The 20,425-nt window shown below is 59.8% G+C and carries 16 protein-coding genes and 2 pseudogenes; 4 read left to right on the top strand and 14 right to left on the bottom strand.

Annotated elements, in window-relative coordinates; all coding sequences use genetic code 11:
* Positions 1 to 14: 14 nt before the first annotated feature.
* From glgA to AB4N73_RS07950, 7 genes and pseudogenes are all read right to left on the bottom strand, one after another.
* The gene (glgA, locus tag AB4N73_RS07920; protein WP_016774645.1) at positions 15 to 1,601 is read right to left on the bottom strand and encodes a glycogen synthase GlgA; all 1,587 of its coding nucleotides are present in this window, start codon (positions 1,599 to 1,601) and stop codon (positions 15 to 17) included.
* A gap of 590 nt (positions 1,602 to 2,191) precedes the next feature.
* A complete protein-coding gene (locus AB4N73_RS07925) occupies positions 2,192 to 3,145 on the bottom strand; it encodes a D-2-hydroxyacid dehydrogenase family protein (RefSeq protein WP_406229073.1) in 954 nt (317 codons plus the stop codon).
* A 12-nt stretch (positions 3,146 to 3,157) separates the two neighbouring features.
* Positions 3,158 to 4,204: an alpha/beta fold hydrolase gene (locus AB4N73_RS07930; protein WP_460143216.1), complete on the bottom strand. Its 1,047-nt coding sequence runs from the start codon at positions 4,202 to 4,204 to the stop codon at positions 3,158 to 3,160.
* A gap of 86 nt (positions 4,205 to 4,290) precedes the next feature.
* Complete coding sequence (locus AB4N73_RS07935) at positions 4,291 to 4,725, bottom strand: YqaA family protein (RefSeq protein ID WP_150742084.1); 435 nt, start codon at positions 4,723 to 4,725, stop codon at positions 4,291 to 4,293.
* Positions 4,725 to 5,171 (bottom strand): DUF411 domain-containing protein, encoded by a 447-nt coding sequence (locus AB4N73_RS07940; RefSeq protein ID WP_460143217.1) that lies wholly within the window; start codon positions 5,169 to 5,171, stop codon positions 4,725 to 4,727. The genes AB4N73_RS07935 and AB4N73_RS07940 overlap by 1 nt, the downstream gene beginning before the upstream one ends.
* Before the next feature lie 240 nt (positions 5,172 to 5,411).
* Positions 5,412 to 5,939, bottom strand: a pseudogene (locus tag AB4N73_RS07945) (methyl-accepting chemotaxis protein); the annotation flags it as partial.
* A 333-nt stretch (positions 5,940 to 6,272) separates the two neighbouring features.
* Positions 6,273 to 7,403, bottom strand: a pseudogene (locus AB4N73_RS07950) (HAMP domain-containing protein); the annotation flags it as partial.
* A 353-nt stretch (positions 7,404 to 7,756) separates the two neighbouring features.
* Here AB4N73_RS07950 and AB4N73_RS07955 point away from each other — a divergent pair.
* The gene (locus AB4N73_RS07955; RefSeq protein ID WP_024012886.1) at positions 7,757 to 8,284 is read left to right on the top strand and encodes a hypothetical protein; all 528 of its coding nucleotides are present in this window, start codon (positions 7,757 to 7,759) and stop codon (positions 8,282 to 8,284) included.
* Positions 8,285 to 8,329: 45 nt separating this feature from the next.
* Here the strand turns inward: AB4N73_RS07955 and AB4N73_RS07960 are convergent, their stop codons facing one another.
* From AB4N73_RS07960 to AB4N73_RS07980, 5 genes are read right to left on the bottom strand one after another with little or no spacing between them, the layout of a single operon-like run.
* The gene (locus AB4N73_RS07960) at positions 8,330 to 9,265 is read right to left on the bottom strand and encodes a GNAT family N-acetyltransferase (protein ID WP_256809769.1); all 936 of its coding nucleotides are present in this window, start codon (positions 9,263 to 9,265) and stop codon (positions 8,330 to 8,332) included.
* Complete coding sequence (locus AB4N73_RS07965) at positions 9,234 to 10,544, bottom strand: phenylacetate--CoA ligase family protein (RefSeq protein ID WP_460143582.1); 1,311 nt, start codon at positions 10,542 to 10,544, stop codon at positions 9,234 to 9,236. Before AB4N73_RS07965 ends, AB4N73_RS07960 begins: the two co-directional genes overlap by 32 nt.
* Positions 10,545 to 10,587: 43 nt before the next feature.
* Positions 10,588 to 12,990, bottom strand: a complete 2,403-nt coding sequence (locus AB4N73_RS07970) for an aldehyde dehydrogenase family protein (protein WP_460143218.1) — start codon at positions 12,988 to 12,990, stop codon at positions 10,588 to 10,590.
* A gap of 1 nt (position 12,991) precedes the next feature.
* Positions 12,992 to 14,122, bottom strand: coding sequence for a LuxE/PaaK family acyltransferase (locus tag AB4N73_RS07975; protein WP_460143219.1), 1,131 nt, complete (start codon positions 14,120 to 14,122; stop codon positions 12,992 to 12,994).
* A gap of 9 nt (positions 14,123 to 14,131) precedes the next feature.
* Complete coding sequence (locus tag AB4N73_RS07980) at positions 14,132 to 15,379, bottom strand: MFS transporter (protein ID WP_460143220.1); 1,248 nt, start codon at positions 15,377 to 15,379, stop codon at positions 14,132 to 14,134.
* A 355-nt stretch (positions 15,380 to 15,734) separates the two neighbouring features.
* On the opposite strand from AB4N73_RS07980, the gene AB4N73_RS07985 reads away from it, so the two are divergent.
* Positions 15,735 to 15,923 (top strand): hypothetical protein, encoded by a 189-nt coding sequence (locus AB4N73_RS07985; RefSeq protein WP_041480969.1) that lies wholly within the window; start codon positions 15,735 to 15,737, stop codon positions 15,921 to 15,923.
* 9 nt (positions 15,924 to 15,932) lie between these two features.
* On the opposite strand, the gene AB4N73_RS07990 is transcribed toward AB4N73_RS07985, so the two are convergent.
* Positions 15,933 to 16,310, bottom strand: coding sequence for a fe2+ zn2+ uptake regulation protein (locus tag AB4N73_RS07990; RefSeq protein ID WP_041480968.1), 378 nt, complete (start codon positions 16,308 to 16,310; stop codon positions 15,933 to 15,935).
* Positions 16,311 to 16,553: 243 nt separating this feature from the next.
* Between AB4N73_RS07990 and pvdQ the strand changes: the two genes are divergently transcribed.
* Positions 16,554 to 18,893: a bifunctional acylase PvdQ gene (gene pvdQ / locus AB4N73_RS07995; protein WP_460061246.1), complete on the top strand. Its 2,340-nt coding sequence runs from the start codon at positions 16,554 to 16,556 to the stop codon at positions 18,891 to 18,893.
* A gap of 53 nt (positions 18,894 to 18,946) precedes the next feature.
* On the opposite strand, the gene AB4N73_RS08000 is transcribed toward pvdQ, so the two are convergent.
* A complete protein-coding gene (locus tag AB4N73_RS08000; RefSeq protein ID WP_150742091.1) occupies positions 18,947 to 19,948 on the bottom strand; it encodes a FecR family protein in 1,002 nt (333 codons plus the stop codon).
* A gap of 153 nt (positions 19,949 to 20,101) precedes the next feature.
* Here AB4N73_RS08000 and AB4N73_RS08005 point away from each other — a divergent pair, with 153 nt between their 5' ends.
* Positions 20,102 to 20,371 (top strand): PepSY domain-containing protein, encoded by a 270-nt coding sequence (locus tag AB4N73_RS08005; protein ID WP_095179971.1) that lies wholly within the window; start codon positions 20,102 to 20,104, stop codon positions 20,369 to 20,371.
* Positions 20,372 to 20,425 lie beyond the last annotated feature (54 nt).

A 20,425-nucleotide genomic window follows, 5' to 3' on the forward strand; every position in this document is an offset into this window, starting at 1 on the left:
TTGCAACTCCCTGGTTATTTGTGGCTGGCTTTACCCAACGCCTTGGCGACCAGTTGTTCGTAAAGTTCGGCGTACGGTTCAACCGCTTTGCTCCAGTTGAACGGTGCAGCCATGGCCCGGCAACGCATGGCATTGAGCAATTCCGGGAAGGCGAAGACCTTGAACGCGCGGCTCAGGGCTTCCTTGTAGCTATCAACGGTGGACTCATCGAAGAGGAAACCGGTGACGCCGTTTTCAATGGTGTCGGCCAGACCACCGGTGTTGCGCGCGACCGGCAGCGAGCCGAAACGCTGGGCGTACATCTGGCTCAAGCCGCAAGGCTCGTAACGCGATGGCATCAAGAGGAAATCGCTGCCGGCGAACATGCGTCGGGCATCGGTTTCGTTGAAGCCAATCCGCACGCCGATCTGGCCAGGAAAGCGCAGGGCCAGTTCACGCATGGCTTGCTCTTCTTCCGGCTCGCCGCGACCGATGATCGCGATTTGACCACCGTTCTGCACGATGAACTCGGACACCGCTTCGGTGAGGTCGAGACCTTTCTGATAGACCAGGCGCGAGACCACGGCGAACAGCGGGCCGGTAGAGTCATTCAGGCCGAACAGCTCACGGACGTGGGCGGCGTTGACCGCTTTGCCTTCCCAATCGCCGATGGCGAACGGGGCGAACAGGTGCGGGTCGGTCGCCGAATCCCAGCTCTCGTCGATGCCGTTCGGGATACCGCTGAGCAGGCCTTGCTGGGTCTTGGCGGCAAGGAAACCGTCGAGGCCACAACCAAAGTCCGGGGTGGTGATTTCTTGCGCATACGTCGCGCTGACGGTGGTGATGTGGCTCGAATAGGCCATGCCGGCCTTGAGGAACGACATCTTGCCGTAGAACTCCATGCCTTCCTGTTGCAGGGCATGGGTGGGAATCCCCAGCTCCGGGCAGGAACCGAGGCTGGTCACGCCCTGGTAGGCAAGGTTGTGAATGGTGAACAGCGTTGGCGTGCGCTGCCCGCGCCAGTGCATGTAAGCGGGCGCGAGGCCAGCCGGCCAGTCATGGGCGTGCACCAGATCCGGGCGCCAGTGGATTTGCGCAAGGTTGGCGGCGATGTCGGCAGCAGCCAGGCCGAGACGGGCGAAGCGGATATGGTTGTCCGGCCAGTCGCGACCGTTGTTGGCGCCGTAAGGGCCACCCTCACGCTCGTAGAGTTCAGGGCAGATCAACACGTAGATCACCAGACCATCGGGCATGTCCATACGACCGATCTTGCAAGGTGGCAGCGCGGCGTGGCCACCCAGCTCGCCGATGATGTGAATCGGGTTTTCGCTGTGCACCACTTGCGGATACCCGGGAATCAACACCCGCACGTCATGCAGGTGGGCCATCGCCCGGGGCAGGGCGGCGGAGACATCACCGAGGCCACCGGTCTTGACCAGATCGGCGATCTCAGAGGTCACGAACAACACTTTTTTCTTGTTGGGATTCTGGCTTGCTACCGGAGCAAGCGTCTTGGTGCCGGGTACGTTGATCTGTCGGCTGCCGGGAACACTGATGGTGCTCGATTCTCCAAGCGACTGGTGAGCACGCTCTCCCTGAATATCCAATGCCGCACTGATCATATGTATCTCCCGTGTGTGATCTGATTCTTGTCTCGAACAAGCTGTTTCGTGGCCAAGTCCTGTGGCCGGGCGCAAAGGCGCCACGCATCGGTGAGCAAGTGCTGACCCAACACGCGCAAGCAGAATGGGTGGTGAGGCCGTTGCAAGGATTACACCAGTCGCTTTCGCCCAGTTGTTCTGATGACCTGTGGCGTGAAGCAAAAGTTTCGACTTTTTTTCGTCGGTATGACCGAGTGGTTTGGCCACTGAAAAATCAGTCTAGGCCAGATCCTAGAGCGGGTCGGGGCAAATGGGTAAATTGTTCGACAATCGGTTGTATCGGGATGTTAGCGAGGGTTCAGAAGGGAAAACGCTCCGACGAAGGGCATGTTTTTTGGACGGAGTGGGCCAAAACAGTGACTGGGTAGTCACGGTTTTGTGCTAGGGGATGGGCGAGTTGCACCGTTGTGGTGCGAGCGTATTGCAGAGTGGTATCTGAGATGACCTCTTCGCGAGCAGGCTCGCTCCCACATTGGACCGCGTACAACCTGTGGGAGCGAGCCTGCTCGCGAAGAGGGCGGTTGAAGCAACTCAACTTTAAAGTGATGGACTCAGTTCAACAGACGCACCGGCTCCCCAGCTGCCCAACCCTGAATATCCTCGATCATCTGCCGGAAGAACTGCTCGTAATTCTGCCGACTGACATAGCCCACATGCGGCGTGGCGAGGACATTGTCCAGCGTGCGAAACGGGTGCAGGGCCGGCAACGGCTCTTGCTCGAATACGTCCAGCGCTGCTCCGGCAATGCGCCGTTTCTGTAGCGCCTTGATCAACGCGGTTTCATCGACGATCGGCCCGCGTGCGGTGTTGACCAGCAATGCGCTCGGTTTCATCCACTCCAGCGCTTGCGCATCAACCAGACCGCGACTGCGTTCGCTGAGCACCAGATGCACCGACAGCACGTCGGCCTGCTCGAACAATTGCTGCTTGCTGACGTACGTCACGCCGGCCTGTTCAGCGCGTTCGGCCGTGAGGTTTTCGCTCCAGGCAATCACCCGCATGCCGAACACCTGACCGAATTGCGCGACCCGCTGGCCGATGCTGCCCAAACCGAGAATACCCAGGGTCTTGCCGTGCAGATCCCCGCCGAGGCCCTGTTGCCAATGGCCGGCGCGCAGGGCATTGGCTTCCTTCACCAGATCACGGGTGGCCGCCATGATCAGCGCCCAGGTCAGTTCCGGCGCGGCGTGTTTGTAACTGTCGGTGCCGCAGACCTTGATGCCCAGCGCTGCAGCGGCCGGCATGTCCAGCGCGGCATTGCGCATGCCGCCGGTGACCAGCAACTTCAGATTGGGCAAGCGCCCGAGCAAGTCGGCGTCGAAGCGCGTGCGTTCGCGCATGACGCAGATCACCTCGTACTTGCCGAGGCGCTCGGCCAGTGCCGCGTTGTCGGCCGGGTAATCATGCACAAAGGTCACTTCACCAATGCTCTCCAGCACGGACCAGTCGACCACGTCGCGTGCCACGTCCTGCCAGTCATCGATCACTGCAATCTGCACCGTCATCGGCTTACCTCATCATGGAGCGGAAGGAGTCTTGCCCAGCCAGCCGAGCAGCGCCTGATGGAATTTTTCCGGTTCCTCCATTTGTGGCGCATGACCCATGCCCGGGAATTCGATCAGCGTCGACTGCGGAATCAGCTTGGCGACCTGTTTGCCGAGCACCTCGTAGTGGCCGATTTTCGCTTTCACTTCCGGCGGTGCGAGGTCCTTGCCGATGGCGGTGGTGTCTGAGGTGCCGATCAGCAACAGGGTCGGCATCTTCAGGTCCTTGAACTCGTAGTACACCGGCTGGGTGAAGATCATGTCGTAGATCAGCGCCGAGTTCCACGCGACCTGGGTCTTGCCCGGACCGTTGCTCAGGCCGGCGAGCATGTCGACCCAACGATCGAATTCCGGCTTCCAGCGGCCGTCGTAATAGGTGGTGCGCTCATAATCGCGAATGCCCTTGGCCGTGACCTTCAATTCACGCTGATACCACTGATCGACGGTGCGATACGGAACGCCGAGGGCTTTCCAGTCTTCCAGACCGATCGGGTTGACCATTGCCAGTTGATCAACCTGCTCAGGGAACAGCAGCGCATAACGGGTGGCGAGCATGCCGCCGGTGGAGTGGCCGAGCACAGTGGCTTTCTGAATGCCCAAAGCCTTGAGCAATTGCTGGGTGTTGGTGGCCAGTTGCTGGAAGCTGTACTGATAATGCTCAGGTTTGCTGGAGGTACAGAAACCGATCTGATCCGGCGCAATCACGCGGTAGCCGGCGTCGCTCAGGGCTTTGATCGAACTGTCCCAGGTCGCTGCGCAGAAATTCTTGCCGTGCATCAGCACCACGGTGCGGCCGTTGGCCTTGCCATTGGCGGCGACGTCCATGTAGCCCATTTGCTGCTTCTGGCCTTGGGATTCGAAGGCGAAATGTTTAAGCGTGTACGGGTATTGGAAACCTTGCAGCTCCGGGCCATAGGCAGGCCCTTCGGCGGCAACGGTTTCAGTGGCTGCGTGCGCCATTAACGGCAAGGCAGCGCTGAGGACCAGGCCGGGCAGCCAGCGGGAAAGCGTGACGGACATAAGCACAAACTCCTTGAAAATTGGCCGACTCTGGAAGGTCGGGATTACGCCGACGTTAAACAAAGGCAATCACACTGAGGGTTGGTTCAACCTAGCCAGCCAAGTGTCAGCAAGGCCAGCACGCCATAGCGCGCGCCTTTGGCAAGGGTGACGATCAACAGAAAGCGCCCGAGCGGTTCGCGCATGACGCCTGCTATCAAGGTCAGCGGATCGCCGATCACCGGCAGCCAACTGAGCAGCAGCGACCAATGCCCATAGCGCTCATAGTGCTTGCGTGCCTTGGCCATATGCCCAGGGCTGACCGGAAACCAGCGTCGATCCTGAAACCGTTCGATGCCACGGCCCAGCCACCAGTTGACCAGCGAGCCGAGTACGTTGCCCAGCGTCGCTACCGCGAGCAAACCCCACAGCCAGTAACGCTCGCTGACGATCAGGCCGACCAGCAGCGCCTCGGATTGCAATGGCAACAACGTCGCCGCACCAAACGCAGCAAAGAACAGGCCGAAGTAAGCCGCACCCATCAACGGGCCGGGTAGTCCGCCACCACCACGTCGGCGCCGTCCTTCTTCAGACCGATCACTTGGTACGCATCGCTCATGCCGTCCATTTCCATGCCCGGCGAGCCCATTGGCATGCCCGGTGCAGCCACACCCAGCAGATCGTCGCGCTTGCTCAACGCAAGCACCTGATCGGCCGGCACATGGCCTTCGACGAATTTGCCATTGATGATCGCCGTGTGGCAGGACGCCAGACGCGGTGGTACGCCGTGCTGCTGTTTGAAGCTGCTCATGTCGCTTTCGACGTGATCTTCGACTTTGAAGCCATTGGCTTCGAGATGGCTGATCCACTTTTTGCAGCAGCCGCAGTTGGCATCGCGGTGCACTTCGATCGGGATCAGTTCGGCGGCTTGCGCCAGGGAGGAGATGAACAGGGTGCTCAGGGCGAGCAGACGCAGTTGGCTTCGCATGGGAATGGGCTCTCGACTCGGTGAAGGTCAGCAAGAGCGCATTTTGACCGGTTTTTCCATCCCGGCATCAACTGAGTGTTTCCAGTTGCTACAAGACAGCCGAACCAATGTGGGAGCGAGCCTGCTCGCGAATGCGGTTGACCAGCCGCAGATACAGTGACTGAAAAATCGCTTTCGCGAGCAGGCTCGCTCCCACAGGGGATTGGCGTAAAGGCCGAAATCCCCGTGGTCGCGGTTGGCTTAACTGACCTTGAACCGCCCCATGATCGCGCTCACGCGGCTATTGGCTTCGAGCAACTGGCGGGTATTCAGCTCGCTGGCCTGGCCGCTCTGCACCAGTTCATCGACCATGTGGCGAATCTGCACCATGCTGCGGTTGATCTCTTCGGTCACTGCGCTTTGCTGTTCGGCGGCGGTGGCGATCTGCGTGCTGAGGCTGTTGATATGGCTGACCGAACCGGCCATTTCGTCCAGCCCCGAGTTGACTCGGGCGGTGGCGTCAGCAGCGGACTGGCAACTGGCCTGGGTGTTTTCCATGGCGCTGACCGACGAACTCACGCCTTGGGTCAGACGGGTCAACATTTCGTTGATTTCCGAGGTGCTGGCCTGAGTGCGGGCGGCGAGGGCGCGGACTTCATCCGCCACCACCGCAAAGCCGCGACCCTGTTCACCGGCCCGGGCCGCTTCAATCGCGGCGTTGAGGGCGAGCAGGTTGGTCTGCCCGGCAATCGCGCCGATGACGCCGAGGATTTCGGTGATGCGCTGGGCGTCCTGCTGCATGTTTTCAACTTTGTGTGTAGCGCTGGCCACTTCGTCGATCAGCGCGACCACGCTGTTGGTCGCTTCACCCACCACGACGCGCGAGCGGTCTGCGTTCTCATTGGCACGCTGGGTGAATGCAGCGGTTTCAGCGGCGTTTTGCGCGACGCTTTCAGCAGTCGAGCTCATTTCGTTGATGGCGGTGACGGTCTGATCGGTTTCCGAAGCGTGACGCAGCAGAATCTGGCCGGTATGTGCCGAGGTGCGCTGCAGGTTGTCGAGGCTGGAAGCCATGGCGCCGGTGGCCTGGGTGACTTCGCCGATCATGTTCTGCAGATAGGCGATGAAGGTGTTGACCGAGTGACCGATGGCGCCCAGTTCGTCTTCGGCGCGAATGGTGATGCGGCGGGTCAGGTCGGCGTCACCGCTGGACAGCGAATCAATGTTGGCCTTCAGCGCTTTCATGCGCAGCACCAGTTTACGAATCGCGTAAACCTGCAACAGCACCAGCAGGATCACCAGCGGAATCTGGATCAGGCTGAGGCTATGGAGTACGTCATCGCGCTGGGCAGTGAGCATCTTGGTCGGCAGGGCGGTGGCGAGGAACCACGGTGTGCCCTCGATAGGCCGCATGAAGAAGGTGGCGTCTTCACCGTTGTTATCGAACTCGACGCGTTGCGCTGTATCGCGATTCTGCAGGCCGGTCTTGATCTGATTGACGAAGGTCGAGCTGGCCGTCAGTTCGCTGATGTTCTTCAACACGATCGGGCCGCTGATGCGCGAGCTGTTGCTGATGATCTTGCCGTCAGCCTCGACGATGAGCATTTCGGCGTTGAGGTCTTTTTCCTTGCGCGCCACCAGGTCGTTGAAGAAGCCCAGGGTCACGTCGATGGTCGAAACACCCCAGGCGCTGCCGTTCTTGTAGATCGCCATGGCGCAGTTGGTGCGCGGCTCGGCACTGGCGTCGTCTTTATAGGCAGCGGCCCACGCGCACTGGCCGCGCGGAGTGGCCATGCCGCCCTTGTGCCAGCTCTGGTCGTAATAGTTTGGCGCCGCATCGCTGTTCCAGAACGTGTTGACCTTGAGTTGGCCAGAGGCGTCACGGTGCCAGAAAGTGCTGAATTTGTTACGCCCGGCTTCGCGCTGGCCCGGCAACGGCCAGATACCGCCGCCAAAGACTTTCAGTTCGCCATACTGATCCACCAGCCCTGGCAGCACCACGTCGATGGCGGCGCTGTCGAGCAGCGGGATAGTCTGGGTGATGCTGCGTTGCTGCGCCTGGACCTTGTTCAGTTCGCCCTGGATCTGCACGGCGACTTCGGCGATGCGGTTGAGCACGACCTTCTCTTCGGTATCGCGCAGGGTCGGTGCCACCAGTTGGCTGATGCCGACCACGGTCAGTACGGACAACAGCAGGATGAACAGAATCAGAAACAGCGTGTAGCGAGCCTGAATAGTGCGCAGTGCGGGCATGGAACTGATCCTTGAGCGGCTTTTTTGTTGGAGGGCAGGAATAAAACAGGGCGGGTATCACAGCGTATCGTCGTTGCGGGCCGAAGCTTTAGGTGCTTGCGCGCCGAAACAACGCTGGGCGATGACCGGTTGGTATCGGGATGGGTACAAACCCCCGGATCGCCACGTTTGTTACATCAAGATGACGGCTCTGAACCAATGTTTACGGGATGCAGGCTTGTGTCACGAATGTACGAGATTTGTAAAAAAGCGCACAAAAGACTTGGTGCGATCAGGCGCATCGGCCGATACTCGCGCCCATTCAATTGGTTGGAACAAGGACATTTCATGCTCACCGCACAAGGAATCCTCGCATGACGATCGGCTATACCGGCGCCTGGGAAAGCAAGGCAGGCGTAATGGTCCGTGATACCGGCGCGAAAAAGCAGGTTTCGCAGAGCGTCAAAGTGCAGCAGATGCTGACGCTGGTCGGCAACGATCCGAATGCGCTGAATGTGGCGGAGATGGATAAGCAGGGTTTGCGCAAGCAGATCAAGGGCTTCGACCCGGCCAACGTTTCCGTCAAGCAGTTGGGCAACCTCAGCGAATTCCTGCGCGGGCGCGGCCTGATTTCCGAGATCACCTCGATCACTTTGCTCAATGCCGGCGACAAATTCGACCGCTTCGGCGTGCAGAAAGACCCGGAGGCGAAGTTCAACGCGCTGGAATATTTCGCCACTCAGCTCGATGCCATCCAGACCAACAGTCTCAATGGCAATTACTACGGCAAGAGCCTGATCCCCGAATTCAAGAAAGCCATTTACGTCCTGCAGAATCTCAAGACCTATGGCGAAGGCAATGCGGCAGTTCCGTCCGACAAAGGCCTGAAGGCAAAGGCGTAACGTCTGCTGATGACGCCCGCTCATCCGTGTGCGGGCTCATGCTGTTTACGCCGCCGGCACGGCTTGCCGAGTGATGTGACGTTGTGCCTGGTCATGCAACTGCTGCATGTGCGGACAATGCAATGTCTGCCTGCGCGTGCGGTAGCCACGATGAAACAGCGCCAGCCATCCCCCTCGATTATCCTGTGCAGGCGCCAGGCCGGTGAAAGCAAAACCGATGGCGTTGAGGCTGTGCAGATCCACGGCAAACTGTCGCGAAAGCTGTAGACGAATCGAAACCAGCCAATGCCCGGGCAGTGATCGCAACTGGTCGAGCAGTTCCGGATTGAGTTTTTCCAGCCACATTTCATGGCGGCTGCCGTGCTGCTGGACCTGAACCGAAGCTCCGCGCCAGCGTCCTGCATCAGCCCCGACGCCGAACACAGCGCTCAGACGCTCCATCAAGGGGCGGCAACTGGCTGGCCATGCCTGTTCTGGCAATGGCCGTTGATAGCCATCGATAGCACGTACACCCAACACGATCGACTCGGGTTTTTTACAACCAAAGGGTGAGCGGACATAGTCCGGCAACAATCCAGTGTTGTGAAAACCGAGGTTGATAGCCATGCGTTGGGTGTAAGGGTGATGGGTGACCTGTTTGATCGAGACGCTGCGACAGCCCAACGCCTGCGCATGAGTCAGCAGTTGTCCGCCCAGCCGTGTGGCAATGTTCTTTCCACGGGTATCGGGATGTACGACGCTCAAGGCCAGTTCGGCATCGTGCGAGCTTTCGCTTTGCCGATACAAAGTGGCATGACCAAGAATCCGCTCACCCTCCACTGCAACCAGTGAATGCCAGCGTTTGTCGGCGTGGTTCTGATTGATCAGGCAGGGCATGTAAACGTCGGTTTGCACGTAATGATCACCGTAGACCTCGCGAAACAGCTGGCTGACGGCCTTGGCGTCGGTGTCACGGTAATTGCGCAGAATCAACGACTCCATCACGCACCTCCCTCTCGTCCGGGCCATAGCAGCGCAAGTCAACGATCCGCAGGCTTTTCCCTGCGCGAGGATGGCGCGCCAAGTCCTCAAACCGGCAACTCTGGATGCGCAGCTCCAATAACCGCTCAGCCCGCAGTTGCGCGATCGGCGGGTACAGTTCGATCAAGCGGGCCTCAAGTTTCTCGTCGATGAGCGCCGATCGTTCGATGACTGCGTATTTCAACGTCAACACATCAGCGCTGTTGGCTTGTTCGATCAGCAATTGCCAATCGTCGCTGCCAGTAATGCTCCGTACGCTTTCGCTGATTTCATCGGTCATCAGCGACAGAATGCCGACCCGCACCCGCTGGCTATTGCCGCTGCGTCCTCTCAGGGCGAATTTGCGTCGTGCAGTGCCCGGCGGTTCGCGCCAGCACGCTAGATCTCCGACGGGATAGCGGATCAGCGGCATCAAGCGGCGATGCAGATTGGTCAATACGAGCAGACCGGTTTGATTGCAGGCCTCGATCGTTGCGCCGCTGTGCTGATCGACAATCTCCAACAGGACGTGACCGTCGGGTGTGCGATGTTCTCCTTCGATGCAGTCAGGATGACTGGCGCCAATGAATCCGCCATCGACGCTGGCGTAGCCGATCGAGGCAATGCGCGCGTTGGGCAGCACTTGCTCAAGGAGCTGGCGTTGTGAGGCAAACAGGCTCTCCCCGCCGTAAAGCACACTATCAACCAGGGGCAACGTAAGGCCGCGTTGTTTGAGCCAACTGGCGAAAGTCAGTAATTGCGCGGGCACGCCAGCCATTACATTGATTCGATGCTGGTTGATGGCGTCGGCCAACTTCGGTGGATCAACCTCGCCGGTAAACGGAAACTCGCTGACAGCTGTTTGAACATGGGCGAGTGAGTCATGAATAAACACAAAACTGGCGTAGAGGTCGCCAGCGAAAAACAGGTTGGCGACACGGTCCCCGGGGCTGAACTGCTCGCTCAGACTGCGGCCGAAATCTTCCACCGTGCGCTGCCATTCCGTGCGGGCATACACGGACAGCCTGCCACCGCCGGTTGATCCACCGGTCTTGAACACCAAGGCGTGCCCAATGGGGGCCGTCAGGACCGGCCATTGCGCGAGATCCGCGCTGTCTTTCCAGAAGTCTGCCGGATCAAGCAGTGGCAGTTCGCACAGTGAACTTATCGCCTCGGGGATGTTGGCGAGACTGTTCTTGTAGTAGGGCGAATGCTCACGGGCGAAACCCGTTAATTCGCTAATCGAGTCGGTTGTTTTCACGGTGTGTTCTTCTTGATTCGAATGAGCCAGCTCACGGCAAGCGTCAGCGGCGGGAGTCAATGACCAGCGGCGTCTTGCCACTGTGTTTGTTTCGAACGAAGTGTTCGGGCGAGCATTGCTCGATCTGCAGCACCAGCAATCCGCTGTCGATGATGGTCGTCAGGGTCAGGTAATCGGCGAGACGTGTTTCAACGGTGGCGGCTGTAAGTTCGCAATGCAGTTGCATGCGCTCGACGCCCTCGGCGCTGTGGTCCAGATGCAACTGAAACGGCACTTGCAGCCGTGACGCCAATTCGCTCAGGGAGATAAAGTCAGTGCCGATACGCAACAACTTGCCGTGGCGTTGCAACAGTTCAAAGCGGGGCGACTTCAGCCCGCAGGCGCAGACGCCCGGGAGCCAGCGTCCGCTGTCGCCAATCTCATAACGCTGCACGCGCTGACCACCCTCGCGGGCGAGCGAGGTCACCAGCAGCCGGCCCACCTGATCATCCGCCACCGGCACATCCTCATCGAACGCGACAATCTCCAACTGCTGGATCTCGCTCATCAGATGGAAAACCCCATCCGCCGAATCCTCGCAGGCATGCCCAAGCGGACCGGCGTCGACGCTGCCGTAAATCGCCGAGCGAATGGTCGAGACGCCACAACTGCGCAGCAATTCACGGTTCTGCTCGCTCAGGTGCTCGCCACCGAGAAAGACCTTTTCGACTCCGGCATAAGCACGCAGACGCTCCTGTTGATTGAGGAACAGACGATGCAGGGTGCCGGGCATACCGACCAGCACGTTGACCCGTTGGTCGATGATCAATTGGGCAATCTCCCGATAATCGTCATCAGCAGGGGCGGCCATGGGCAGGTGCGTCACCTCGAGCAGTTCCAGCGTTTTGCTGAAGCTGAGAAAGCCGCCGTACAGCCCGCCACAGAAGAACAGGTTCATGACTCGGTCTTGTGCTGGATCCAGACCGGCAGCGAACAGGCCATCAGCGGTCGCGCGCATCTGCCGATCAAAGTCGCGATAGCTGTAGCCGGCCAGAGCAGGGGTGCCGCTGCTGCCTCCGGAGCGGAAATACAACTGCGCCTGATCGTTGATGGGCTGGGCGACGAAGGCTTCTTTGTCCATGATCGCAGCGCACGGCGTCGCCGCTGATGGTGCTGGATCGAGACTGGCCTGATTCGGCAGTTGCATGGCCGCCAGACTCACCGATACCCGTCGACTCAAACGTTGCAGCGCATAGACGCCATCATGGGGTTCGCCCTCGTACCCGTCGTGAATGTTGCCGATCGGTGCGATCCGCGTGACTCCGGCAGCGATCAACGCATGGGTAAGCTCGACAATTTGCGATTGTGCGCATACCAGCGCACAGCTTTGCAGGACGTTGCGCCACGGCAGCAGAGTGGCGGGCAGCAGCGCCTGCGGCACCGGGTGCAGCAATACGCTGCGAAACAGCGGCGAAGGTGCGAGTTGCCGATCATGGGTCCAGATCACCCGCCAGCCTGGGCCGTGCCAGACTTGCCCGGTGTGACCGGCGAAACTCTGACCGAGGCGGGCCATTTGCGTGTGCGTGGTAATTTGCGAAGCTTCCTGGCGTGTCGGCACCAGTGCCGGCCACTGTGCGGCGCGTCGTTGCAGGGCCTGCGCCAGGCGTTCACCGATATCGCGCAAGACTTGCGTGTCGTCGCTGTCCACCAACAGCCATTGCGGGCTGGAGCAGGCCTGCTGATCCAGTCGGCAAACTTCGTCGGCGACGGCATCAAGCGCCTCTGGCGTAGCTGATGCAGGAGTGAGATAGACGAAGCTGATGCGATGCCCCCAGTCGATCCAGCGACAACCCGGCGCGAGCTGTTGCCGAATGGCTTGCAAGGCCGCTTCGCCACCCCACGCCGCGACGCCATTGGCAGATTTGCATAATTGGCCGATCTGCTCGGTGCTCGCTGGAACCACCGCCACGTGGCCGGCCAGTTGTCCGCTCGCATCGCAGTTCACCAACGCCCGCAACAGTCGCGCCGTCAGGCCTTGATCGCTGCGGCTGGGGCGCAACCAGTTGACGTTGCCGGCGAGCAGACTTTCCACCACCGCGCAAAAGGCCAGCAGCGGCGCGTTGGCCGGGGTGATGTGCACCACCAGCCCGAGCGGGCGCCAGGCTTCGAAGCGCGGCAGGCGATAATCGATACGGCGCAGGGAGTCGGCAGCGACGCCGAGTTCGCGCTGGCGTTTGATCGTCAAGGCTTCAGGTTGGCAGAAATCGATCAAGGCCTGCCGTTGTTCGCTGTCGAGGGGCAGGTTCGTGCGCGAGTCACGCAGCAGCTGGGCAAAAACAGTTATCGCCGTGATGACCGTGCTGCTGTCTAGCGACGTCGCCAAACGCTGGGGCAACTTGTGTTGCAGGTCTTGCAGCGCTTGGTCGAGGCTGTAAATGTCGTGCAGTTGTCCATTTATCAAATACATTTCAGTGACTTCCCAGTAATTCGGCGGCGGCCATCGCGCAGCTTCTGCCGGCCGTGGTGCCGGCGCGGCCGTGCAGTTCGAACCAGTCGCTGGTCAATCCACAGCCGCAACTTGCGCCCGGGTGCAGCGTGGCAAGGTCGCTCATCACCACGGCATGCGCCGGGCTGGATGAGATGTAAGGCGAGACGAAGCCGAGCAGGCCTTGTTGGCCATAGGGCAGCAGAGAAAAATCCGCCGCATCGCGAATCAGCACCCGCGAATACACCGGCACATGAAAGCGGTGACGGGCGCATTCGATATAAGGCACCGCATGCTCGACAGCGCCGTAACCGTCGCGGCAGCGGGCGGTTTCGATGCCCAATTGCCGATGGATATGGGCATAAAACTGTTGTTTAGGAATTTCCTGCGCAGCCAGGGTTTTCCAGCCGCCGCCAAAAAAGGCCAGCGAACCGGCGGGCAATTGCACATCCTGTACAGCGGTAGCCTGCATGCGTTGCAGGGTCTGCCAGAGAAACGCCGGGAAGCCGAAAATCCGTACCGGCAAACCTTCTTCAGCGAATGACTGCAATGCGGCGATGACACCGAATACGTCGAACTGATGGCCGCTACCGGTGTTGCGCAAGGCGTAAACCACGCGATTGACCGGGGCAAACCGACAGAGAAACTGGTCGGTAAACGAAGTGCCGAGCGTAATGTGACCCTCGGGTTCGTAGCTCAGCAGCAGGTAATTGCACGGCGTATCCGGAGTATCCCAACCGTAATGGCGAAAGATCTGCGCAACCATGAACTGCGCCCGCGCCAGGCTGCGTTCGTCGTAACGCATCCGGCTTTTCTGTCCGCTGGTGCCCGACGAGGTCAGTTCCAGGGCGTCCGCCCCCGTGCTGCTGAGCAGCAAGTGTTGCTTGAAGAAACTGGCAAAGATCGGCGGCAGACGCGACCAGTCATCAAGACTGTCGAGGTCTTGCGGCGCCAATCCATGGGCGTTGAGCCAATGGGCGTAACCCGGGGTGTGGTCGCAGTGAAAGCGGCTGATTTCCTTCATCGCCCGATCAAACAGACCGGGCGCGGCTGAATCCGCGCAATAGGGTTGCTTCAACGCGCACAGCGCGTCGGCATAGGGTAGGTGAGTCATCAGTGTTCCTTACTGAGGCGAGGCCACATCAGCTGTGGTGGTTTGCAGGAGCCGGTACACCATGGGCAGGCACATCAGCCCGCCGAATGCGGCCCAGAGGGCGAAGTATTCAAGACGGTCGCCGCCACCGATGGCCGCAATCAGCGAACCGCCAAGGCCCATGACGGCGATCGAAATCATGCCGGTCAGCGCCGACACCAGACCTTTGCTGTCGTCGCTGGCAAACAGCGCCAGGCGATACACCGCGGCGTTGCTCATGCCCAGCCCGACGGCGTACAGCGACAAACTCGCCACCACCGGACCAAGCCCCGCGCCGAACAATGCGCACGCGGCCAGAAACAGAAGGCCCAGACAGAACGGCCAGAGCGCCAGTTGAATCAATTGCGTCAGCGAATGAGTCTGCAGCAAGCGGTCGAGAATCAGATTGCCGGCAATCACCGCTGAGAAAACCGGAATCTGCCACAGGCCATATTCCAGCGGCGGCAGTTCCAGCACCCGCACCAGCAGCAACGGTGCCAGGCCTATCCATGTGATCAGGGGCAGACTCATCAGGCCCAGCGCCAGACTGGCGCAGAGAAAACGCGGGTTGCCTAACAACGCGCCATAGCGCCGTGAAGTGCAACGCCAGGAGAAGGGCACACGGGGTGTTCGATGACCATCGCGGCGCTCGACGCCTACGGTTTCCGGCATCCACAGCAACAGACCGAGCCAGACCAGCGCTGCCGTGAATCCCAGCAGCAGAAAGATTTCCCGCCAGCTCAGCCATTCCAGCAACAGGATCCCCAGTAGCGGCCCGAGCAGCGGCGATAACAACGCAACATTGCCGAGCAAGGCCATCAGCCTGACGGCGTCCGCTTCACAGAACACCTCCTGTAGCGCCGGATAGCTGACTGCGACGACAAACCCCAGACCCATGCCTTGCAACAGCCGCAACAGGTTGAACGCCCCAATACTGTCGGTGAAAAAAGCCGCCGCGCACGACAATCCGAACAGCGCGCTGCCCGATAACAACAGTGGTCGTCGGCCGTATTGATCGGACAACGGGCCGAGCAACCATTGCAGGCACACGCCACCCAACAGATACAGGTTGAAGGCATGGGGAACATGCCGTACGTCCGCGTCGAGGTCGGTGGTGACATCCAGCATCGCTGGCATGATCACATCGCTGGCCATGTAAGTGAGCAGTTCGAAAGCGGTCAACGCCAGACAGAAACCCGCAACCTGTCTGGGGCCGATATTGATAAGTGTTCTCTGCATGAACATCCCTGTTTTATGAGTGGTAGGAAGTTCGCAGAGCCTAGGCGCAGGCGCACAGCCGACCTAGCCGTTTGCTGCGTCAGCAGATTTCAAAAACTTACGGCATGTTTAAAGGATTGGCGCGGCGTGAAACCTGTTTACCTGGCTGCCATTGCGGCGCAAACAACGATGCCCGCGTCAGTGCGGGCATTGATTGCGCCAGAGCAGGGAGGGCCATGCCTTAAGGTCGGGTTACCTTGCAGCCAAAAGTCTTCAGGGGCGGTAACATGAGCACCCGTTTGCCCCGGCGCATACCCGTAATCCGGGGAACGCTCGGCGTGCAACCGGCTACATTTCAATGTTTCAGGAAACCGCAATGACCCAGAAGCAACGCTTGATTTATTCGATTCTGATCGCTCTGTCGGTACTGGCGATCATGCTGGGCCTGTCCTGGCTGCAGAATGCCGGCATGATCACCGAGAAGACTTTCCAGTACGTGGCAATCGGCGTGGCGGTCGTGGTGGTCATCATCAACGGCGTGATGCGCCGCAAGGTCAAGCCCTGAAGGCGAGCCTCATTCGTGGTTGAGGACCGCTGCAGCCTGCGGGTGCAGGCTGTAACTCTTGTCGGCGTTGAAGGTGATCACGCCTTCGGCGCACAAGCGTTTAAGCACTTCTCGCACGCTGAGAAACGACAGCGGCACGTCCAGATCGAGCAACTGGCTATGCACGCCACGTACGCCAAGGCGACGATTGCTCTGTGCCGCCACGAGCAGGGCGTCGATGACTTTCAGGCGAATCAGGCTGGTGCGCAGGCCGAAGCTCTTCAGTAGCACGCGAATACGCTCGTTGCCCGGGCGCTCGCCGCGCTGGGTGAAATTGCCAGAGTGCGAACTCATGGAAACGCCCTGTGGCGTCTGGCTACCGTCCGTTGGTAGTTGCGAGTTGTACATGCGATTACTCCTTTTCAGAGCCAGATCGGGAAAGGTTTTGTTGCGCTCTCTAAACAAGACGTTTCAGCACGACAAATCATGAAAGAAAAGATGTAGAAATTTCGTCGCTAATTCGTCTCAGCCTTGTGATGACGGCATTGCCCCAATGGGCTACCCGCTAAATTTTTTCCCTCAGCTTCGTTTCTTCGACAGGCTCATTGCGCGTGGACGCAGGGGCAATCGACCTTTCGATCAGGAGCAAGCGTGATTATTTCCAGGCAACTCACCGGGCTGGCCCTCGCCAGCACCTTGTTCGGACTGAGCCTGTCGGCCCATGCACTGAGCCCGGCTGCACAAACCAGCGCCGATATTCGCCGCACCAGTTTCGGCGTGCCGCACATTCGCGCTGAAAACGAGCGCGGTCTGGGTCTCGGCATCGGTTACGCCTACGCCCAGGACAATCTGTGCCTGCTGGCCAACGAGATCGTCACGGTCAATGGTCAGCGCTCCCAATATTTCGGCCCGGAGCAGTTCACTGTTGAACAACGGCAAAACCGCGTCAGTGATGTGTTCTTCACCTGGCTCAATACCCCTGAAGCGGTCGAAACCTTCTGGCAGGCGCAACCGACGCAGGTCCGCGACCTGGTCGAGGGATATGCCGCCGGTTACAACCGCTATCTGGCTGAACGCCGTCAGCAAGGGTTGCCGCAGCAATGCCAGGGCGAGTGGGTACGTGACATCAGCGCCGAGGATCTGGTCAAACTGACGCGGCGCCTGTTGGTTGAAGGTGGGGTGGGGCAGTTCGCCGAAGCCCTTGCTGGCGCGACGCCGCCGCAAGCGACCGCGCAGGTGAAGCGCGACACCGAGGCGTTCCAGTTGGCCGACGCGCGCCAGCAACGTTTCGCCCTGGATCGCGGCAGCAACGCCGTGGCGGTCGGCAGCGAGCGCTCGTTCAATGGCCGTGGCATGTTGCTGGCCAACCCGCATTTCCCATGGGTCGGGGGGATGCGCTTTTATCAGATGCACCTGACCATCCCCGGCAAGCTTGATGTGATGGGCGCCGCTTTGCCGGGATTGCCGATGATCAATATCGGTTTCAACCAGCATCTGGCCTGGACCCACACCGTCGATTCGTCGAAACACTTCACCTTGTATCGCCTGCAACTTGATCCAAAGGATCCGACTCGGTATTTGCTCGATGGCAAGTCGCTGCCGCTGAACAAACAGACGGTTGCCGTGCAGGTCAAGCAGGCTGACGGGCAGGTCGTAGCGGTTGCGCGCGACATCTACAGCTCGCAGTTCGGCCCGATCGTGCAATGGCCGGGCAAGCTCGACTGGGACAGGCAATATGCCTACAGCTTGCGCGATGCCAACCTCGACAACGACCGCGTGCTCGAACAGTGGTATGCGATGAACCAGGCCAGCAATCTCAAGGATCTGCAAGACGCGGTGCACAAGATCCAGGGCATTCCGTGGGTCAACACCCTGGCAGTGGATGACAAGGGCCAGACGCTGTACATGAACCTGTCGGTGGTACCGAACGTCAGCGCGGAAAAACTTGCCAAGTGCAGCGACCCACGCCTCGGTCTGCGCATGATCGTGCTGGACGGTTCCAACAGCGGCTGTGCCTGGGATGTCGATCCGCACGCGGCGCAGAAGGGCATCTTCGCTTCCAGCCAGTTGCCGCAATTGCTGCGCAGGGATTTCGTTCAGCACTCCAATGATTCGGCATGGCTGGCCAACCCGGCTCAACCGCTCACCGGCTATTCACCGCTGATCAGTCAGGAAGGACAACCGCTGGGCCTGCGCTCACGATTCGCGCTTGATCGTTTGGGTGAACTGAGCAAGAAAGGCCCGCTGGCAGTCAAGGATCTGCAGCACATGGTCATGGACGATCAGGTCTATCTGGCCGCGCAGGTCATGCCCGATCTGCGGAAGTTCTGCGGCGCCGATCTGGGCAGCGATGCCGCGACACTCAAGTCTGCGTGCGCCAGCCTCAAAGCCTGGGACGGCCGCGCAAATCTGGATTCCGGGCTCGGTCTGGTGCATTTTCAGAACATCATGCAGGCGCTGCTTGAATCAGCGGATATCTGGCGTGTTGCATTCAATCCGGCAGATGCGCAACACACTCCTCGCGGCCTGGCAGTCGAACAACCTGCCGTCGCCAAAGCACTGCGTGAAGCGATGCTGGCGTCGGTCGAGCGGGTCGCAAAAATGGGCCTGAAACCTGACACCCGCTGGGGTGATGTCCAGGTGGTCAGCAGCGGCGGGCAGCAAACGCCGATTCATGGCGGGCCGGGGACGCTGGGCATCTACAACGCGATGCAAAGCGTGCCCCGCGAAGACGGCAAACTTGAAGTGGTCAGCGGCACCAGCTATCTGCAAGTTGTGAGCTTCGATGAAAAAGGCCCGCACGCCCAAGGGCTGCTGGCGTTCTCGTTATCCAGTGATCCGATGTCGAAATACTCGCGGGATCAGACTGCTGCATTTTCGAAGAAGCAGTGGAGTGTTCTGCCGTTCACCGAACAGCAGATCCAGGCGGATCCGCAATATCAGGTGCAGACGATCAAGCAGGATCAGGCAGGGAAGGTGGCAGCGCAGTAAAACAGTCACAGCTCGAAACAAACGAAGGCCGCCTCCCGCAAGGGACGCGGCCTTCAGCTTTTCGGCGGGCGTTGCGGCATCGAATTGATTACCGGGTTGCCTTCCTTGTTGCGCGTCAAATAGACCGGCAGCACTTTCGGCAGGCTGTTGGCGAGGTGGTTCATCTCTTTGATGTTGTAGACGCCGCCCACGCGGATCGCGCCGGTACTGGTGTCGGCCAGCATCAACGGCTTGTCGAGGTAACGGTTGATCAGCGGCAGGGCGTCGTGCAGCGCGAGGTTGTCGAGCACCAAACGGCCGCTGCGCCAGGCCAGCGAAGTATCGCCAGGGTAGGTCTGACTGATTTGCGGCGCGTAATCGCCATGCCGGTAGCGCGCCTGCATCGAGGGACTGAGGCGCAGACCGTCGCCAGGCAAGTCGCGATTGCTGCTGACCAGCACCGAACCTTCGATCAGATTGACCCGCACCTGATCTTCGTACATCCACACATTGAACCGCGTACCGGTCACGCGGATCTTGCCGTCGCCGGCGCGAACCACGAACGGATGAGACGCGTCATGGCTGACATTAAAAAACGCCTCGCCCTTGTTCAGGGTGACGCGACGTTCATGTTTGTAATTGCTGAAGCTCAGGTCGGTGTGCAGGTTGAGTTCGAGCTGGCTGCCGTCACTCAGGGTGATCTGACGCACACTGTCGGTGGCGGCGTAATGCTGATAACTGTTGGGCACCCAGCCCAGACTCCAGCCGCTGTAAGCCGCGAGTGGCAAGGCGAGGGCGCAGGCGCCAGCAATGACCGCGAACTTGCGCCACGAACGCGAAGGCTTGCGCTGCGCCGCGAGTGCCTCGGGCTCGGTTCGAGGCAGATCTCCGGCGACTTCCCAGATTTCTTGCATGGCTTCGTATTCGAAGGCATGCAAAGGATGTGCAGCGTGCCAGGTCTCAAATGCGCGACGCTCCTCGTCCGTGCAGTCAGCGGCGTGCAGACGCATGCACCAGTGCGCGGCGGCATCGGTGATCGCATCGTATTCGGCTTCCGAGAGAGTGTCTTGGGTCATTGACTCGTCCTGATTTCGCTCATTCTAACCTCGCCGGCAGGCTGCCGAGAACATCCGTCATGGCATTTACCCATCAACGTGGAACTTATTTTTCCCTGTGGCGCCCAAAAAAACAGGAAGCAACTGCCTACTATCCATAAATGGAGTGAAAAAATGATCAAAAAGACATTCGCAGCCCTGATCGCCACTGCTGGTTTGCTCGGTGCCGGTGCCGCTCTGGCGGACAAGCCCGGCGCAGGCTGGATCACCATCGAAAAAGCCATCGAGGTCGCCAAGACCAAAGCCGGCTATGTCGAAGTCTATGAGATCGGCGCCGATAATGACGGCTACTGGGAAGGCAAAGGGCGCAAGGCCGATGGCACCGCCTACGAGTTCCGCATCGACGGCGCCTCGGGCAATGTGCTGCGCGAACAGAAGGACTAACCGACCGTAATCACTTTTGACTCTGGTCATGAGCAATGCGCTGGCGTTACGCCG

The sequence above is a fragment of the Pseudomonas sp. S3_B08 genome (assembly GCF_054667725.1).

What these genes read in the sequence shown, in the direction of transcription:
- glgA (WP_016774645.1), bottom strand. Translation starts at nt 1,601, where the DNA reads ATGATCAGTGCGGCATTGGATATTCAGGGAGAGCGTGCTCACCAGTCG.
- AB4N73_RS07925 (WP_406229073.1), bottom strand. Translation starts at nt 3,145, where the DNA reads ATGACGGTGCAGATTGCAGTGATCGATGACTGGCAGGACGTGGCACGC.
- AB4N73_RS07930 (WP_460143216.1), bottom strand. Translation starts at nt 4,204, where the DNA reads ATGTCCGTCACGCTTTCCCGCTGGCTGCCCGGCCTGGTCCTCAGCGCT.
- AB4N73_RS07935 (WP_150742084.1), bottom strand. Translation starts at nt 4,725, where the DNA reads ATGGGTGCGGCTTACTTCGGCCTGTTCTTTGCTGCGTTTGGTGCGGCG.
- AB4N73_RS07940 (WP_460143217.1), bottom strand. Translation starts at nt 5,171, where the DNA reads ATGCGAAGCCAACTGCGTCTGCTCGCCCTGAGCACCCTGTTCATCTCC.
- AB4N73_RS07955 (WP_024012886.1), top strand. Translation starts at nt 7,757, where the DNA reads ATGACGATCGGCTATACCGGCGCCTGGGAAAGCAAGGCAGGCGTAATG.
- AB4N73_RS07960 (WP_256809769.1), bottom strand. Translation starts at nt 9,265, where the DNA reads ATGGAGTCGTTGATTCTGCGCAATTACCGTGACACCGACGCCAAGGCC.
- AB4N73_RS07970 (WP_460143218.1), bottom strand. Translation starts at nt 12,990, where the DNA reads ATGTATTTGATAAATGGACAACTGCACGACATTTACAGCCTCGACCAA.
- AB4N73_RS07975 (WP_460143219.1), bottom strand. Translation starts at nt 14,122, where the DNA reads ATGACTCACCTACCCTATGCCGACGCGCTGTGCGCGTTGAAGCAACCC.
- AB4N73_RS07980 (WP_460143220.1), bottom strand. Translation starts at nt 15,379, where the DNA reads ATGCAGAGAACACTTATCAATATCGGCCCCAGACAGGTTGCGGGTTTC.
- AB4N73_RS07985 (WP_041480969.1), top strand. Translation starts at nt 15,735, where the DNA reads ATGACCCAGAAGCAACGCTTGATTTATTCGATTCTGATCGCTCTGTCG.
- AB4N73_RS07990 (WP_041480968.1), bottom strand. Translation starts at nt 16,310, where the DNA reads ATGTACAACTCGCAACTACCAACGGACGGTAGCCAGACGCCACAGGGC.
- AB4N73_RS08000 (WP_150742091.1), bottom strand. Translation starts at nt 19,948, where the DNA reads ATGACCCAAGACACTCTCTCGGAAGCCGAATACGATGCGATCACCGAT.
- AB4N73_RS08005 (WP_095179971.1), top strand. Translation starts at nt 20,102, where the DNA reads ATGATCAAAAAGACATTCGCAGCCCTGATCGCCACTGCTGGTTTGCTC.